Raw genomic sequence first — 17,291 nt, 5'->3', positions numbered from 1 at the left:
GCAAATTTAGCTAAAAATATTGGCATTTCAGGCAAAGTGCCGTACAATCGCATCGGCGAGCTGTCCGATCAGGGAGGGGGCAACAGGTTCGCCGCTGGTAACGGCGCGGAGGTTATCTTCCTCGTCGAGCTCAAAAGAAATGCGGCTGGCGGGGAGGTCGATATGAAAGGAAACGGAATAACCCTTTACATAGGGGGTGATCTCGTAAACCTGGTCGCCAAGGGTAACGGAAAAAGGTTCCATGTTGCTAATATCGGGATTCCGGAGCGGTTTTGCGGTAAAAAACGCAGGCCCGGAAAACCGGGCCTGCCAGCGGTCAACGCCCCAAAAGGCGGTTGATCGTGTCGGTTAACTCGAATGGGCAGAAAGGCCGGACAACAGTTTCATCCGCTTCGATGCCGAACCAGCTGCTGACGGTGCCGGTCAGGAAAGCCGCGGGAATAATGGCGAGCACGGGGAACGGGCGCAGTTGCTGCCGGGATTGCAACATGGCGGTCATTTCCTGCAAATGCGGAAAGGGGAGCTTCAGGTCTGCGATCACGAGATCGTACTCGCGCACACTGAGCAAAAGAGCGGCTTCTTTTCCGTTATAGGCAAGGTCCGCGTCGTGTCCCTCCTTATGTAAAAGCAGTTCTATCACATGAATCATCAGTAGATCATCCACGATTACCAATATCCTTTTCATATACAAAAACATGGTTCATCCAAGCAGCATATCTTATTTTGACATAATTCTCCCAGGCCGGTTTTCCGGCTTTTTCTTATGCTGCTAAATGGATTATTGATTAATTCGAGACGTGTATACAGGTATACTGTTGCTTTCATGGCCAGGCCACAGGTGCAGGGCGTATACGGTTAAACGGTATAAAATGACATTTGCACATACTGTGCCAAAATCGGTTTTGGTTAATGGGCATTAACGTTCATGCGTTTGTGTCAGTAGGAATTGAACGCTCACCTTCCTATCTTTGTTGCCGAGTTCTTTACTTTTATTCATTCTTTCCACAGCGTGGCAGGCGGTGAAAACCGCCTTTAATAAGGAACCGTGTGCAAATCACGGGCTGTCGCGCAACTGTAAGTAACGTACCTGAATTATTGCCGGTAATGTCCATTGCCCCCGACCTGAACGGGGTGAGAAGGACGGTAGTAATGTTACAAGCCAGGATACTTGCCCGCTGTGAAGACAAATGCTTTCGCGATTTGAAGCAGTAGTCGGGAACGGATGGGCATGTCCCGTCGTGCCTCTTCATTCCTTATCTTCTACACAATTCCTGAAAGCGTACCGGAAACTGTAAGGAGCATTAATGCACATTAATGTTTTAACCAAAAAGTTTGATGCGTATGCTTAAACACAACCTCGGCTACCCGCGCATGGGAGCCCAAAGACAGCTTAAAAAAGCCTGTGAAAGCTACTGGCAGGGCCGCATTGGCCGCAGTGAGCTATTCGTGACCGCCAAACGGCTGCAGGAAGAACACTGGCAATTGCAACAGGCCGCCGGCATGGACCTTATCCCCTGCAACGATTTCAGTTTTTACGACCAGGTGCTCGACGCCACCCTGCTCTTCGGCGCCGTGCCCGACCGGTATGCGCCCGTGGTAACAGACGTGGCGGAAAATGCCGAGATCGATCTGTATTTCGCCATGGCGCGCGGTTACCAGCAGCGGGGGCTGGACATTACCGCCATGGAAATGACAAAGTGGTTTGACACCAATTACCACTACATCGTTCCAGAGTTTAAAAAAGACCAGCAGTTCCGCCTGCTGAGCAACAAGGTGTTCAACGCCTTTGACGCCGCCAAACACACGCTCGGCGTCACTCCCAAGCCGGTGTTGATCGGCCCCGTCTCTTATTTGCTGCTTGGCAAGGAAAAAGAAACCGGCTTTCGTCGTATCGAGCTGCTGAAAAATTTGCTGCCCGTATACATCAGCGCGCTGCAAAAATTGCAGGAACAGGGCGCTGTTTGGGTGCAGCTGGACGAGCCTTTCCTGGCCATGGACCTCAGCGAAGCGGAAAAAGAAGCGTATCGCCACGCCTATGCGGAGATCGCCAAACGATGCAAAGGCCTCAAGTTGATGCTGGCCATCTATTTTGAAGGGCTGCAGGACAATGCCGCGCTGGCTGCCAATCTGCCAGTTTGTTGCCTGCATATCGACCTGGTGCGCGCGCCGCTGCAGCTGGACGAACTGCTGCCCCTGCTGCCGCCGAAAACCTCTTTGTCGTTGGGAGTGGTGGATGGAAGGAACATTTGGAAAAATGACTACGAACTATCGCTGAAGTACATACGAAAAGCGGTAGAAGTATTGGGAGAAGACCGGGTGATGATCGCGCCGTCGTGCTCGCTGCTGCACACGCCCGCCGATCTCAGCCTCGAAACGGAGCTGGATGACGAAATGAGATCCTGGATGGCTTTTGCCAAACAGAAACTCGAAGAAGTGAACGCGCTCAACGAAATTTTCCAGGGCAACAACAGCCCGCTTGAACTGAACCGCCAGGCCATTGCGGCACGAGCGGCGTCTGACCGGATTCATAAGCCGGCCGTAAAAGCCCGTACAGCGGGCATTACGGAAAAAGACGCGCAACGGGAAAGCGCATTCCCGCACCGGCAGCAACTACAGTCAGCGCGTTTTAACCTGCCGCTGTTCCCCACCACCACCATCGGCTCGTTCCCCCAAACGGACGACATCCGGCAACTGCGCGCGCAATGGCGCAAAGGCCAGGTCACCAACGAACAATATGAATCCGCGCTGGAACAGGCTACCGAAAAAACGATCCGGCTGCAGGAGGAACTTGGGCTGGACGTGCTCGTGCACGGCGAATTCGAGCGAAACGACATGGTGGAATATTTCGGGGAAATGCTCGAAGGTTTTGCGTTCACCAAAAACGGCTGGGTGCAGAGCTACGGCAGCCGCTGCGTAAAACCGCCCGTGATCTACGGCGACGTGAGCCGCCCCGCGGACATGACGCTCCGCTGGACGAAGTTCGCGCAATCGTGTACGAAGCGGCCCATGAAAGCGATGCTTACCGGGCCGGTTACTATTTTGCAATGGTCTTTTGTGCGCAACGACCAGCCGCGTTCCCTTACCACGGACCAGATAGCGCTGGCGATACGCGATGAAGCGGTGGCGCTGGAAAACGCGGGCATCGGCATCATCCAGATAGATGAACCGGCTATCCGCGAAGGGCTGCCGCTGCGGAAAGCAGACCGGGACGCATACCTGCAATGGGCCGTAAGATCCTTCAGGGTAGCGGCTTCCGGCGTGAGAGACGATACGCAGGTGCATACGCATATGTGCTACAGCGAGTTCAACGATATTATCGCGCACATTGCCGCGATGGACGCCGATGTGATCACGATAGAAACGTCGCGCTCGCAAATGGAGCTGCTGGAAGCGTTTGCGGATTTTAAATATCCCAACGAGATCGGGCCGGGCGTGTACGACATTCACTCGCCGCGCGTGCCGGGTGTGGAAGAGATGGTGCGGTTGCTGGAAAAGGCAGCGGAGCTGCTGCCGCTGCGAAACCTTTGGGTAAACCCGGATTGCGGCCTCAAAACCCGCAAATGGCCGGAAACGCGCGCCGCGCTGGAGAACATGGTGCTCGCCGCCAGGGCTGCGAGGGAAAAGATCGTTTTGAACGTGCCCGCATAAAACAGGGAAGCCGCACAGGGAACTGTGCGGCTTTTTTTCTGAAATAACCTACCCCGGAGGTATATAACTGTTAAACCTATGACTGTTTTTTCCCCGAAAGCTCATTGCACTTAGGAAGAAATCTCCCCCAGCGCCATCAGGCATTATAGCCCGTCCACGCCACGATATTTATGATGTGGCTTCAGTCCCAGCTTTCTGCCGATTACGGCGCCGAGCCTGAATATTACGCGCTGCAGCGGCACGGGCAGACCCGCGAAATAAAAATGCTCCCTGAAATGATCGAGCGTAACGGCAAGCTGCAAAAATGAGGCGCTGCCATTTTCCCGAACGGCGCCTTTCTGCGCCAGCGCCCACAATGTTTCTATCACCATTTCCCATTGCATGGCCGGCGCAATTTCGTACGTAAAATGCAAAGGCTCGGTGTAGCTGCAATTCCGCCACCGGTGCGGCACGCCGGCTGGTATCACCACGGTGTCGCCGGCTTTGAAGATCTTTTTCCCGCCTTTAACGTACATGCACAGCAAACCCGAATGCACGATGAATTTTTCTTCCTGCAGGGGATGAAAATGCCGGAGCGCGCCGCCCGCCTGTTCCCCGCCGGCGCCCACTACCGCCGCGATGCGCAGGTATGCGCCGTTGCTGCTGGCATGCGTGTGAAGGAAAGTGATTTGTTCCCTGTTGTGAGGATTGTAGAAAACAGAACCGGGCCTGATCATACCGTAAAGGTCGTGCAGGCCCGGTTCCGTTAAAAGAGGGGATAATGCTCATTTTTATAGGCAGTGATACCTATTTTTTCTCTACCGCGCGCCATACGAGCGCCGCCGCAATGCCGCCCACGACAGGCGCTACCACGAAAAGCCAGAGCTGCGCCATGGCCTTGCCGCCGGCAAAAATAGCGGGGCCGAAGCTGCGCGCGGGATTTACAGATGTGCCGGTGATTGGGATCGCTACCATGTGAATGAGCGTAAGCGTTAACCCGATGGCCATGCCGGCCATGGCGCCGTTGCCCCATTTACCGGTGCTGCCGAAGATCACGAAAAGGAAAAGAAAAGTAAGCACCGCTTCGGCGATGAACGCGGAAGTCATATTGTATCCCGCGCCGTAACCTTCGCCCCACCCGTTGGAGCCTAAAGCCCATTCACCGGGTATCCAGCCGTTCAGGCCATTTTGTATGCAATACAGCACGGCCGCGCCAATCACCGCGCCGATGAGCTGCGCAATGATGTAACCAACCGCATCCTTGCCGTTGATCTTGCCGGCTACCAACATGGCGATGGTAATAGCGGGATTGATGTGGCAGCCCGATATGCCGCCGATGGCATAACACATGACCAGTACCGCCAGCCCGAATGCAAACGCGATACCGAGAATGCCGATACCGGCCGGCCCGGTGAGCGAAACGCCGGATACAACCGCGGCGCCGCAGCCGAATAACACGAGAGCAAAGGTTCCGACGAGCTCTGCAAAATACTTGGTGGATGATTTCACTTCCATAAGGTTCAGTTTTTTTGCTATAAACAACCGGGAAGCCGTTATTGTTGTTTCCCGGGAAAAAATAGAAAAAGGCCGGGTAAACCGGCCTTCGTGCTGATGGGGTAAAATGGAAGAATGATCAGTATCTGATGTTGAGATATTTTTCAACCGCGGCAACGTCGCGAATGTCTGCGGGTAGTTGGTAGGTGGTCCTGTAATTGGCCGTGGATAAAGGTTCTACGAGAATGATCTTTACGTCGAACACATCGTTCATGAGCCAGGTGCGGTCGTCTACCGGGGTGTCGAGAATACCGACGATCTGCACGCGGTCGGGCGCGGTGCGGGCGTCGAAAAGCAGGTAAGACTGGTTGCCGTCCTGTTCGCTGCGGAGCTGCGGGAGCTGGGAGAGTTTCCAGTCGTTGGCAGCGCCTGCCTTGCGGATATACACCAGTACCAGCCCGTTCGGCGCGATGGCGGCATAACGGTCGGGCGTGAGATTGCGCGATGACGTAAAAATAAAATTACCGGTGAAGGGGTCGATTTCACGGTGCGATACGCCGCTCATGGTCTGGTTGGAGTAGATATAACTCCAGGCGTTGGCGGAGCCGTTGCCGCCGGGCGTGCCTTGCGGCCCCTGCTGGCCCTGCGGGCCAGGGTCGCCTTTATCTCCTTTGGGGCCTTCTTTGGAGCAGGAAGCGGCGGTGAGCATGATGGCGGCTGCCAGGAGCCGCAGCATAAAGTGTTGCATGGTGTTGGATTGTGGCGGCAAAGTTAGCCTGCACGCTATGTGCGTAAATAGGCAAAACGCTTCATTTTTCCTGGGTAATACTGCCTAGAAACGGCCGGCCGGCGCCGAAACGGCTTCGATCGCAAAACGCAGCAGGCTGTTTTTGCCCGTAAGCGAAAGTTTGCGTGTAATGTTCATCCGGTGGTTGGAAACGGTTTTTTCGCTGATGCAAAGTTCTTCCGCAATATCGCGGCTGCTTTTGTAAGCGGCTACGGCGCGGAGGATCTTCATCTCGGAAGGCGTGAGCAGACTGGAAAGGTCTGCGGTGGCGGCGTCCGGCGGTTTATGTTTTTGACGCAGGAGGAAGGCGGACATCTCGGGGCTGATGTACGCATTGCCGGCGGACACACTTTGGATGGCATGGATAATGTCCACTACGGCATTTTCTTTCAGCACATACCCCATCACGCCGGTTTCGAGTGCCTTCATAAACGCGTCCTTCGCTTTATGCATGGTCAGCAGGATCACCGGCAGCTCCGGTTTGGCGGCGAGGGCTTCCTGCGCGGCCTGCAGGCCGTTTTTAACGGGCATGTCTATATCGAGGACCACAACATCGGGCTGTTTGGAAAAAATGCCATCCAATGCGTCCGTACCGTTCACAGCCTGGTATATAACCTTGTATCCGCCCGTGCTTTCGATCACTTCGCGGAGGCCTTTGAGAAATATCGGGTGATCGTCTGCAATGAGGATGTTAATTGGATTCATAATAAGAAATTGGGATGTCCACTGAAATGGCCGTGCCGTGCCCCGCAGGCTGGTGAATGGTGACGTGGCCTCCCATCAGCTGGGCTCTTTCGCGGATGCCGAACAATCCGAAACCGGGATTGCCCGCGTTGTGCTGAATGCCTTTCCCGTTGTCCGTCACGATCACTTTCATGACCCATACCGCGCGATGCACGCGCACCGTGCAAAGCGTGGCGCCGGAATGTTTCACCATATTGTTCAGCAGTTCCTGCACGATGCGGTAAATATTCATTTCATGTTCTTTTGAAAAAAGGCCGTCGATGTTGTCGATGCCGGTTTCCATCACCACGTTGGCACTGTCGCCGGTTTCGTCCGCCAGGCTCTGGATGGATTGGGAGAGACCCAGCATGTCCATCTGGTAGGGGCGTAAAGAATAGGAGATGTTGCGGATCTCCTGGATCGTGTCTGCCACATTCCCGGAAATGCCGCCGGCCATATGCTGCAGGCCGGGATCGCCGGTTTTATTGCGCAGCAGCAGCGCTTTGTTTTTTACGAGAATAAGCTGCTGGCCCACGCTGTCGTGCAGTTCAGACGCGATCCTTTTTCTTTCATGCTCCTGCATTTTGATCAGCTCGCGCGAAAACGCGCTGGCTTGGCGGAGGGCCTCGTGCTGGAGCAATTCTTTTTCCCGTTTATAAAAATTGATCTTGCCCGCCAATGCAAAAGAAAGTATCACCGCCTGCAGCGCCGCGCCGGTTTGGGAAGTCAGCGCGATGAAAGGCGTATCGTTTACCAGGCCGTGCTCTTCCAGGTTAAACAGCATGCTGAAAACGATAAGCATCCCGAAACCCGCGATGTAATAGAGCGCAGGTTTAAAACCGTTGCGGTAGCTGACGATGCCCGCAGCGATCCAGTACATCCAGGTGCCGTACATGCCCGCTTCCAGCAGAAAGCGGCCTGCGGCGCTGTTGCCGGACCGGTAAAGGAAAGGTAATGCGGCAAGGTAAAGAATAAGCCCGCCGCGGAGCCTGTGGATGCGCTGCGCGTTGCGCGCGGTCTGGAGAAAAGCGTTGGTGAAAAACACGCCGAATATCATCGCCGGCGGAAGTGTGATGCTGCCATGATCGAGCCAGCTGGCGATGGGAGGGAAATCCGCCAGGTAACCGTCCCGCACGAGCTGGTGGAGGCCGGAAAACAGGATGTAAGCCACATAAAAAAGGTACGTGGCATCGCGGAGAGAGACGAAGATGAACAGGTTGTAGATCATCAGCGCGGCGAGCAGGCCGTAAAAAAGACCGTTCACAAAATCGCGGCGATTGCTTTCGTATACGCTGCCCGTGGTGACCGCTTTTATCGGAAGGCGCGGTAAATAGCTGGCGGCGGATGTGTGGCCGGGCGCTATTATGGACAGCAGCGAAGGCGTGAATTGCACGCGCAGGGCAGCAGTACTGGTGGTGGCAGGGCGGCCGCCGGCATCCTGCAGCAAAAGCGGATGACTGAGGGTGCAGGAGGGAGCCTTGGCCGATACCAGCGTGCCCCGCGCTTGCATGAGCGGAAGGAAGAGGTATAGCGTTATAAGAAAAACGAAGTTTTTCATGTATCGTCCGGGGATAAGGGGTAATTTATGTAACTACTTACGCAAAAGTAGATCGTCTGTTCCTTTCTTCAAACTGAAAAGGGCTGACCGGCTAAAATCTTGTGGTAACTGGCGGGGAAGCGGGTAGCGGCGGTTGGTTCTATTGTACGGATTATATGTAGGTGTTACACATTTTTTATCCCCGGAGGCGTGAAGATCCTAATCCACGCCTCCATGTTATGCAAACGTTTGCAAATCCGGGCGGGCTGTTGTAATTTGTTGGAATGAAAGCTATTCTCCTCGCCCTCCTTTTGCCCGTTTCTTTCGCGGCATCCGCACAAAAAGTGCTGCTGGACAGCTATTTCAACAACGAACAGAAAAAAGACGCTTCAGGTCAAATGCATTCCTGGCATTATAAATGGGAAGAAACGGCCATGTCTGGCTTCTCGATACTCGGGCAGCAGTTTCTCCGCAACGGAGCAGACACCGCCACGCTTTACGCCGCTCCCACTGCCGCCAGCCTTGCCGGCGCCGCCGTATACATTATCGTGGACGCAGACAATGAAAAAGAAAATCTTTCTCCCCGTTTCATCCTTCCCGAACATATTTCCGCCATCGAACAATGGGTGAAAAAAGGTGGCGTGCTGGTGCTGATGGGCAACGACAGCGCCAACGCGGAACTGTCTCATTTCAGCAAGCTCTCGCAACGTTTCGGCATCACCTTCACCACACGCAGCCGCAACATGGTGAAAGGAAAAGAATTTGCCACCGGCGCCGTTCACATTCCCGCGGGCAACGAAGTGTTCCCTTCCATCAAAAAGGCATATCTCAAGGAAGTGAGCATTCTTGAAGTGAAAAGTCCCGCCAAAGCGCTGGTTACCGAAGGCAGCGACGTGATCATGGCCGTGGCCCATGTTGGCAAAGGCGCCGTGTTCGCGGTGGGCGATCCCTGGCTGTACAACGAATACACAGACGGCACGCGTATTCCCGCGGAATACGAAAATGCGGGCGCGGCGGCAGACCTCGTGAACTGGCTGCTAAAACAGGCTTCGAAATAAGGGAAAAAGAAATCTATTCGAACACGCGTTTTTCCAGCGAAGGCCATATCTCTTCCAATTTAACCTTCGGTTTGCGGCAGAGGTACACGGGGATATTGTTCTCTTCATCGATCGCGTAGGGATGTTTGAGCACCCGTATGAGCTGATGTTCTTCATACAACCTGTCCACCACATCCGCTTCGTTGCCGATACTGATGGCCACTTCGCCGGGCAACGGGCCTGGCCCCCAGGTCCAGAAGCTGCCGTGGCGGCATACGGGCTCGCGGTTGCCGATGATGCGGATGGCGCCGGCCTCGCCATAATTCTCCGCCCAAAAGATGCACCGCTGCTGGTCTTCCGGAGGCAACGAACGGTAAATGCTGTCTGCCACCCGCACCTGGTCGCGCCAGCCGAACATGTCCGCATAATCGCTGGTGAAATGATAACGCCCTTCCGCATCCGGTTTTTCATTTGAATACACGATGAACTTTTCGACGGGCAGCACGGGGATGAGATAAGGCATCCAGTAGGCGGCGAAACCCAGCATCAGCGTGGCTGGTACGAGGCTCCACCAGGGTCTTTTGCTGAAAAGTTTTTCCAGCCAAACGCCTCCCGCGGCAAACAGCGGCGGGTAAGCGGCATAAAAATAATAGGCCTTGGATTGCAACGCCCACATCAAAATAAACATCGTGATGAATGCAATGCCGAGGAACCGCCAGCGCGGCCGCCGCAGCAGGAAATACAATCCGCCGAGACTGACGATCAGCGTGAGCGGCGAAAGCACCTGGTTCAACGCAAATTCGAACACGCTGTTTTTCTCCAGCTGTGTTTTACTCAGCTGCTGCAAATGCAGCAGGAACGGAATGCCGTGCTGATACTGCCAGATAATGTTCGGCAAAAATATCAGCAACACGATGCCGCCCGCGATGTACAGCCATTTGTTCCGGTACACGCGCGCTTTTTCATGAAACAGCAAAGCGATCAATATTCCGGCGATCCAGATCACGAAGGTGTATTTGTTCATCAGCCCCAAACCCGCCGCGATGGCGGTGTACACGAGATACTCGTTTCGCTCCGTATTCACATACTTCAACACGAAATAAAAACCCAGCGCCCAAAAAAACTGGTCGAACGCAACGGGCTGGAACAAAAAATGATTGCGGTAATAAGGCAGGAATGCCAGCGCGCAAACGCCCGCCAGAAATACCGCCCATTTCTTCCCGCCCAGTTCCACCGCCATCAGGCAACATACCACGAGTATCACCAAGCCGGCCAGCGTGGCAAAAAACCGCATGCCCGCCAGCGAATGGCCGAACAACGATAACGATACTTTCGCGACCCAGCCAATGAAAGGCGGAAATTCAAAATAACCCCAGGCCGGGTGATAACCGGCGCTGAGATGCAGCAATTCATCTCTCATAAAATCGTAATGGGGGTTGCCGGCCAGATGCACGGCCAGTTTCACAAGGCACAACGCAAAAATGAGGGGCAGGTATCTTTTCATGATCCGGGAAGTGTTACAGCGATGTTAAATTGACTTTGGATGTACAGATAAATATATGAAAAATAGCAGGTTGTACGTTGCAGATCTATGCCCGCCGGGAAATTTCCGGAACGATTCTGGTGATATAAAATTGTCGAGATAACTGTTACATCCGGATATGAAGATAAAAAGTTTCCGGGATGACCTGCACGCTGCTTACACTGAAAACCGGTGGCTCGTATTGTCTGCGTTGTTCATCCTGCTGTTAAGACTGACTTTTATTGGTTTCATGGGACTGATGCCGCAGGATGCGTATTACACGTTTTACACCGAGCACCCTGCTGCTTCGTACTTCGATCATCCACCGGGCATTGCGTGGATATTGAAGAGTTTTACGGCAGTTTTGGGGAAGAAAGTATACGCCGTAAAACTGGCGGATACGGCCGTGACCTTGTTCACGCTGATCTTTTTCTATCGTTTTTCGCTTCGTTTCCTCAGCAGGCGTCGCGCCGCCAATGCGCTGATGCTTTTCAGCTCTACGCTGATGGTCACGATCCTTTCGCTGGTTTCCACGCCGGACGTACCGCTGCTGCTCTGCTGGACGCTCAGCCTGCTGTGCCTTTATAAAGCGCTGTTCCTCGAAAAGAAGGTATACTGGTTGCTGGCGGGAATTATGATGGGGCTTGCGTTTGACAGCAAATACACGGCGGTGTTCCTGCCCGCGGGGTTGCTGCTGTACTTGGCGCTTTCTGCCACGCACCGTAAATGGCTCGGCACGGTATGGCCCTGGTTATCGTTCGTACTGATGGTGCTGGCTTTCAGCCCGGTGTTGTGGTGGAACGTGCAGCACGATTTTGCGTCGTTCCGTTTCCAGTCCACGGGACGAACGGGCGGCATCGATTTCCGCATCACCGATCTTCTGGGCGTGATCGCCCACCAGTCGGCCATCCTGGCGCCGGTGATGTTTTTCAGCCTGCTGGTGGTGTTGTATAAAATGACCCGGAAATACAAAGGCAAATTGTGGACGGTGCCCGATCATACTTTGTTCCTGCTTTGTTTTTTCCTGCCCGTATTTCTCTCTTTTCTTTCCATTTCCGTGGTCTATTGGGTAAAGCTCAACTGGATGATGCCCGCTTACGTCACCGGCGTGATATGGGTCAGCAAATATCTTTCACAGAAGACGATCAAATGGCAGCAGATCTTTGCGGTTGCGATCCACATCGTGCTGGCGGTGGAATTGCGCTGGTACCCGGTACCCATCCGGTCAGACGATGTGTGGGTGGGCTGGGGCCGTATGGCAAGCGCCGTGAAGAATTTGAAACGGAGTTATCCTTCAGATTTTGTTTTTTCCGCAGACGATTACAAGACCAGCGCGGTGTTAAATTTTTATATGGAAGAAATGGTGTACGGCCAAAACATCATCCGTAAACCCGCGCTGCAATTCGATTACGTGGGCACTCGGCTGACGTCGCTGAAAGGAAAGAACGCTTTGTTCATCAATTCCGTCCGCCACATCGGCGACGAGCAGCTCGAAAAACAGTTCGCGGATTCGTTGCGGAGGTATTTCCGCGAGGTATACCCGCTGAAGCCGATCGAAGTAAAAAGAGGGCCGCGGCTGGTCAGGAAATTCCTGGTGTACCGCTGTGAATATTATCTGCCGGGCCGGCCGGGGTTGACGGGGAAATGATCACGCAAGCCCCAATCGCCGCATCACATGTCCCGCGATCCGGTCGCAACGGGTGAGATGGAAACTGTACACATGATCTTTCATATAACTGCCGAGGTTTTCGCGCAACATGGTCTTGGCCCGGTTCAGCCGCACCTTCACATTTGGCTCGCCGATGCTTAGCGCGGCGGATGTTTCCCGTACAGACATGTCTTCTATTTCCCGCATTACAAACACGAGACGGTACTTTTCCGGGAGCTTTGCAATAGCATTTTCCAGCAGGCTGCTCAGTTCTTTATTGGCCAATTCATTTGCCGGCGTTTTCATATGCATGAGATTGTCTGGTTGTTCGGAATTAAAAAGGATATAGCTGTTTTTCCGTTTCTGCTCAAAACATTGATTCAGCATAATTCTTGTGATCCAGGTACCAAAGGAGGAGCGGCGCTCGAAACGGGGAAGATGCTCGTAAGCGTTGATATAAGCCGTTTGCATGGCGTCTTCCGCCTCCGCTTCGTTTTTTAGAACGGACATGCCGATCCGGTACAGCCGCTGATTGTATTTCCGGATCAGCAGTTCGAATAACCGTCGTTCTCCCGCCAGTATCCTGGCGATGAGGTCCTGGTCGGAGATGTTCGGGATCGTATCGGTTGGGATGCTCATATCAGTTTAGATGCAGTTACCGGGAAAAGGTTACAGATCTTCCCGGGGAAATTTTGTAACCTTTTCAAAGGTCGTTTCTCTATTTAGTGTATCAAAAACTATAAAATCATGGCAACGATCAGTCAACTTCAGCAAACTCTCAAATTCACGTTCGGTGTCGTGCCGATTGTGGCGGGTTTAGACAAATTTACCAATCTGCTGACCAATTGGGCCGACTATCTTGGCAAAAATGCCGATCTGATCCCGTTTGACGCGCTGATTTTTATGAAAATAGTCGGCGTGATCGAGATCATTGCGGGCATTATCGTATTGGCCCGCCCGCTCATCGGGGCATATATCGTGATGATCTGGCTTATTTGTATCGCTTTACAACTGCTGATCGGCGGGAATTATTTCGATGTGGCGGTGCGCGACCTGGTGATGGCCGTTGGCGCGTATACCCTGGCGCAGCTTACGAAATTGAAGGGAGAAAAGTTATAAATAAAAAAAAGAGCGCCCGCAGCGGGTGCTCTTTTTCGATCGCCGTTACAATATTTCCACATATCCGTCCGTACCATTCACCCGGATGCGCTGGCCGTCTTTGATCAGCCTGGTTGCGTTTTCCACGCCAGCAACCGCCGGCAGGCCATATTCCCGTGCCACAACGGTACCGTGGCTCATCAGTCCGCCCACTTCGGTAACCAGTCCTTTAACGGATACGAACAGCGGCGTCCAGCTGGGGTCGGTGAAGGCGGTGACCAATATATCGCCGTCTTCCAGGCGGGCGTTTTCCATGTTCAGGATAACGCGTGCACGTCCTTCAACCAAGCCGGAAGAAACGGCCAGCCCAACGATGGCGCCGGCAGGGAGATCTTTCCGTTTGTAGGCGCCTGCAATAATTTCACCGTCGGACGTGATCACGCGCGGCGGGTGCAGTTTTTCAAATGATTTTTGTTCTTCTTTCCGTTTTCGGATGATCCGTTCATCCAGCTGACGGGTGCGTATCACTTCGCGGAGCTCTTCGAAATAGAGATAATAAATATCTTCTTTTTCGCGGATCACGCGGGCCTGTACAAGTTTTTCGGCTTCTTTCAGCAAGGCTTGTTTATGAACGAAATAGCGGCCGATGATGGCGTATTTCGGGTATTCGCGGAACCCGATGTAATTCCGGACAAGCCCGATCATCCGTTTTGTTTCAGCTGCTTTTTCTTCTCCGCCCGGTAATTGTTGCAGGCGGGTCAGCAGATCCTGTTCTTTTTGCCATGCTTCCTGCAGCCCCTGTTCGAATTTTCGTTTGCTGGCGCCAGGCTCATGGTTTTTGATATTGCTGAGTATCAAGGGTAGGAGCGTAAGCGGTTTTTCGCTCCAGCGGGTTCTTGTAATGTCGATCTCGCCCGGGCAACGCATGCCGTATTTGTCGAGATAAGCGAGGATAACATCGCGGATCTTTTGCCCGCCTTCGAATTGAGGGAGTTTGTCCAGGAAGCCGTCGTCTTTGGTATGCTGTAAATAATCGGTCACGGCCGGGTAAGGGCGGATGGCATCCGCCACATCCAGCAGTTCGAGGCCCATTTCAGAAGTCACGTTGTTGGGAACGGATTGGGACAGCTTGTCCGCCGCGTTTTTCTCGCCCAGCCATTCTTCCATCTTTTCGTTGATCCAGTAGGAAGCGTTCATGGCCGTCATGAACACGCCGAAACTTCTTGGTTCGGAAATATTCCGGTTGGTTAATTGCCGGATGTCTTCGAGGATAAAATCGATCAGCTCCACGCCCGATTTTGTTTGAATGGATTGTTTTAGCTCCTCCAGCGCCGCCCGGGCGTTGCCGATCAGTTCGGCAACGATCGTGGGGTCGTATTCGATCTGCACCTTGAAATCAGGGAGTTTTTTGCCGCCGGGCGTTTGGTTTTCACCCGGTGCGGGGCTTGAAAAATCGCCCCGTTCTACGACGGTCAGCAACGCGTCTTTTATCAGCGGGTCGTTTTTGCCCGCCACGTCGATAATGACTTCTCTTGCGGGGGAAGCCAGTTCTTTCGCGATGTCGACAAATAATCTTCCGCCGGCGGGGTACATCGGGCGCGCGGCGGTTAGCCGCCACAGCGACAGTCCCAGGGGTTTCATGGCGTCTGTCATCATTTGTTGGTGCCCGACGGATAAATAAATGTGATTTTCCCCGTCGTTTATTTCGGGAATGGGGAATAAAGTAGTGATGGGCCGGCTTTGAACGATATAAAATGTATCATCCGCCAAACACCATTCAATGTCTTGCGGACAGCCGAAATGCGCTTCGATCTTTCTGCCGGTGCGCGCGAGCTCCAGGATCTGATCGTGTGTCAGCGCCTGCGTTTCCTGTTGTTCCGGTGCGATCTGCACTTCTTTCGTGCCGCCGTCTTTCATGGCATGGATTGCCAGTTTTTTAGCGGGTATTTTTATACCGGTGATTTTCCCGTCGCGTACCTTGTAATTGTCGGCATTCACCAAACCGGCCACCAGCGCTTCGCCCAGCCCAAAACTCGCATCGATGGACAATACTTTCCTGTTGGAGGAAACGGGGTCGGCGGTGAATAAAATTCCCGCCACCTGCGGGAAGATCATTTTCTGAATTATCACGGACAACTGAATTTTCCGGTGATCGAAACCGTTTTGAATGCGGTAGGTCACTGCGCGTTCGGTAAACAGCGAAGCCCAGCATTTGCTGATATGTTCGAGAATGGATGGAAGCCCGATGATGTTCAGATAGGTATCCTGCTGGCCGGCAAAAGATGCCGTCGGCAGGTCTTCCGCCGTGGCGCTGGAACGTACGGCGAAAGCTTCTTTTTCGCCAGACTTTGCAAGCGCGCCTGCGATCTCTTCCGATATGTCTTTGGGAATGGATATGTTTTCGATGACCGTGCGAATCTTCGCTGTGAGCTGGCTGATCTTTTCCCGTTCTTCTACCTCCACGTGCGTTAATTCATCCAGCAGGCGGGCAAGCTCCGGGTTGTTTGCGGTTATTTTTTTATAGGCTTCGGTAGTCACACAAAAACCTTCCGGCACCTGTATCCCTGCTATCCCGGACAGTTCGCCGAGATTCGCGCCTTTGCCGCCTGTTATCATCAACTTTGACCTGTCGGTTTCCCGGAAAAAAAGTACATACTTGTTCATGTTGTTTCCTCCTTTTATCGGTGTGAAAATCGGGATATGGAAGATCAAAAATAGAAGGTCTGGCGAAGCAAAACGTTGTTTCCGGCCTATATTTTTTTCATGCAATAATCGCTGTGACCGTGACGTTTACCTTACAAACAATCCCAAACAAAAAGAAACGCATCAGAATAACAAAAGCCGCTACAGTAGCGGCTTTTGAATGCTGTGCAAAGAATGACCGATGGCGCGGTTACAGAATATCCAGGTCGCGCGCCACATAATAACTCGGTACAAGCGGCCTGAAGCCGGCGGCATTCCTGAGTTTTGAAATATCCAGAACACCTTCGAACGGGTCGGTTAACGGCCCTTCAGCCGGATCAAAAGCATCGGCGGCCTGTCCAAAGGAATCGGCGAGTTCATACATGGTAACCGGCGCATCATCCGCCAGGTTGAATATCTCCCCGTTCAGCCCGTCGGTCTGAAGCAGCAAAATTAACGCCTGCGCCACATCCAGGTGATGTATCATGTGCATTCTCGATCCTGAATGACGTTTCATTTTTTTCAGCAGCGGTATGATCTCTTGGATATGCGGATCTTTATCTCCATACACAAAACCTAACCGCAGCACACGTACATCCAGGCCTTTGTTTTTATGCAGAGAGATCAGTTCCTGCTCGGCCGCAATTTTGCTGGAAGAATATGCACGGGGATCATGGATGTCAACCGGGTCATCTTCCCTGGCGGGATGCCGGTATCCCGAACCATACACATTGCTGGTGCTGGTAAAGATGAACCGCCTTACCCCTGCTGCGATGGCTGCATTGGCCAGGGCAACGGTCCCTGCATGGTTTGTTTTTATAATCCCTTCATTATCGGTGAAACTACGGAAGAACGCGGCGATGTGTATAACCGCGTCCATATCTTTTACCGCGGGCGGCAGTGTTTCCGCATTACTCAAATCGCCTGTAACAACCTCGGCGCCGAGCTGGGCCAATGCAGATGCTTTCGCCGCATCGCGCACAAGAATGCGAACGTGATGTCCCTTTGCTAACAAGCGGGGAACGAACCTGCTGCCTACCTTTCCCGTGGCGCCTGTGACTAAAATTTTCATACTGTTATCGTTTTAAATTATGATACAAAGTTCCGGTTGGAACGATGTATGCCGCTAACGATAA

At 53.2% G+C, this 17,291-nt stretch carries 15 protein-coding genes and 1 riboswitch; of the genes, 4 read left to right on the top strand and 11 right to left on the bottom strand.

Annotated features, from left to right (window positions below; genetic code table 11):
- Window positions 1-27 precede the first annotated feature (27 nt).
- Together J7I43_RS10025 and J7I43_RS10020 are read right to left on the bottom strand one after the other, a co-directional pair.
- On the bottom strand, window positions 28-243 hold the full coding sequence (locus J7I43_RS10025) for a hypothetical protein (protein WP_209145535.1): 216 nt from the start codon (window positions 241-243) through the stop codon (window positions 28-30).
- 73 nt (window positions 244-316) lie between these two features.
- Complete coding sequence (locus tag J7I43_RS10020) at window positions 317-685, bottom strand: response regulator transcription factor (protein ID WP_209145534.1); 369 nt, start codon at window positions 683-685, stop codon at window positions 317-319.
- 307 nt (window positions 686-992) lie between these two features.
- Window positions 993-1,190: riboswitch (cobalamin riboswitch) on the top strand.
- A gap of 151 nt (window positions 1,191-1,341) precedes the next feature.
- Here J7I43_RS10020 and metE point away from each other — a divergent pair.
- Window positions 1,342-3,648, top strand: coding sequence for a 5-methyltetrahydropteroyltriglutamate--homocysteine S-methyltransferase (metE, locus tag J7I43_RS10015; protein ID WP_236023351.1), 2,307 nt, complete (start codon window positions 1,342-1,344; stop codon window positions 3,646-3,648).
- A gap of 143 nt (window positions 3,649-3,791) precedes the next feature.
- Here metE and J7I43_RS10010 read toward each other — a convergent pair whose 3' ends face one another.
- The 5 genes from J7I43_RS10010 to J7I43_RS09990 all read right to left on the bottom strand — a co-directional run bounded on the left by J7I43_RS10010 (window position 3,792) and on the right by J7I43_RS09990 (window position 8,189).
- Window positions 3,792-4,364 carry a cupin domain-containing protein gene (locus tag J7I43_RS10010; protein ID WP_209145532.1) on the bottom strand — a complete coding sequence of 191 codons (573 nt, stop codon included), beginning with the start codon at window positions 4,362-4,364 and terminating at the stop codon, window positions 3,792-3,794.
- Between the two features lie 70 nt (window positions 4,365-4,434).
- Complete coding sequence (aqpZ, locus tag J7I43_RS10005; RefSeq protein ID WP_209145531.1) at window positions 4,435-5,142, bottom strand: aquaporin Z; 708 nt, start codon at window positions 5,140-5,142, stop codon at window positions 4,435-4,437.
- A gap of 118 nt (window positions 5,143-5,260) precedes the next feature.
- Window positions 5,261-5,869, bottom strand: coding sequence for a hypothetical protein (locus J7I43_RS10000; RefSeq protein ID WP_209145530.1), 609 nt, complete (start codon window positions 5,867-5,869; stop codon window positions 5,261-5,263).
- An 84-nt stretch (window positions 5,870-5,953) separates the two neighbouring features.
- Entirely contained in the window at window positions 5,954-6,613 is a 660-nt protein-coding gene (locus J7I43_RS09995; protein ID WP_209145529.1) for a response regulator, read from the bottom strand.
- Window positions 6,600-8,189, bottom strand: a complete 1,590-nt coding sequence (locus tag J7I43_RS09990; protein ID WP_209145528.1) for a sensor histidine kinase — start codon at window positions 8,187-8,189, stop codon at window positions 6,600-6,602. Before J7I43_RS09990 ends, J7I43_RS09995 begins: the two co-directional genes overlap by 14 nt.
- Before the next feature lie 263 nt (window positions 8,190-8,452).
- Here J7I43_RS09990 and J7I43_RS09985 point away from each other — a divergent pair, with 263 nt between their 5' ends.
- A complete protein-coding gene (locus J7I43_RS09985; protein ID WP_209145527.1) occupies window positions 8,453-9,226 on the top strand; it encodes a DUF4350 domain-containing protein in 774 nt (257 codons plus the stop codon).
- 13 nt (window positions 9,227-9,239) lie between these two features.
- Here the strand turns inward: J7I43_RS09985 and J7I43_RS09980 are convergent, their stop codons facing one another.
- Complete coding sequence (locus J7I43_RS09980) at window positions 9,240-10,709, bottom strand: ArnT family glycosyltransferase (RefSeq protein WP_209145526.1); 1,470 nt, start codon at window positions 10,707-10,709, stop codon at window positions 9,240-9,242.
- A 157-nt stretch (window positions 10,710-10,866) separates the two neighbouring features.
- Between J7I43_RS09980 and J7I43_RS09975 the strand changes: the two genes are divergently transcribed.
- Entirely contained in the window at window positions 10,867-12,375 is a 1,509-nt protein-coding gene (locus J7I43_RS09975) for a glycosyltransferase family 39 protein (protein ID WP_209145525.1), read from the top strand.
- On the opposite strand, the gene J7I43_RS09970 is transcribed toward J7I43_RS09975, so the two are convergent.
- On the bottom strand, window positions 12,376-13,014 hold the full coding sequence (locus J7I43_RS09970; protein WP_209145524.1) for an RNA polymerase sigma factor: 639 nt from the start codon (window positions 13,012-13,014) through the stop codon (window positions 12,376-12,378).
- 108 nt (window positions 13,015-13,122) lie between these two features.
- Here J7I43_RS09970 and J7I43_RS09965 point away from each other — a divergent pair, with 108 nt between their 5' ends.
- Window positions 13,123-13,494 carry a hypothetical protein gene (locus J7I43_RS09965; RefSeq protein ID WP_209145523.1) on the top strand — a complete coding sequence of 124 codons (372 nt, stop codon included), beginning with the start codon at window positions 13,123-13,125 and terminating at the stop codon, window positions 13,492-13,494.
- Between the two features lie 45 nt (window positions 13,495-13,539).
- Here the strand turns inward: J7I43_RS09965 and ppsA are convergent, their stop codons facing one another.
- Both ppsA and J7I43_RS09955 read right to left on the bottom strand, forming a co-directional pair.
- On the bottom strand, window positions 13,540-16,137 hold the full coding sequence (gene ppsA, locus J7I43_RS09960) for a phosphoenolpyruvate synthase (protein ID WP_209145522.1): 2,598 nt from the start codon (window positions 16,135-16,137) through the stop codon (window positions 13,540-13,542).
- A gap of 229 nt (window positions 16,138-16,366) precedes the next feature.
- Window positions 16,367-17,227 (bottom strand): NAD-dependent epimerase/dehydratase family protein, encoded by an 861-nt coding sequence (locus J7I43_RS09955; protein ID WP_209145521.1) that lies wholly within the window; start codon window positions 17,225-17,227, stop codon window positions 16,367-16,369.
- Window positions 17,228-17,291 lie beyond the last annotated feature (64 nt).

The organism is Chitinophaga chungangae (assembly GCF_017742215.1).
Lineage (GTDB): Bacteria > Bacteroidota > Bacteroidia > Chitinophagales > Chitinophagaceae > Chitinophaga > Chitinophaga chungangae.
Note: the sequence above shows the minus strand (reverse complement) of the source record. Positions and strands in the feature narration are given on the sequence as shown.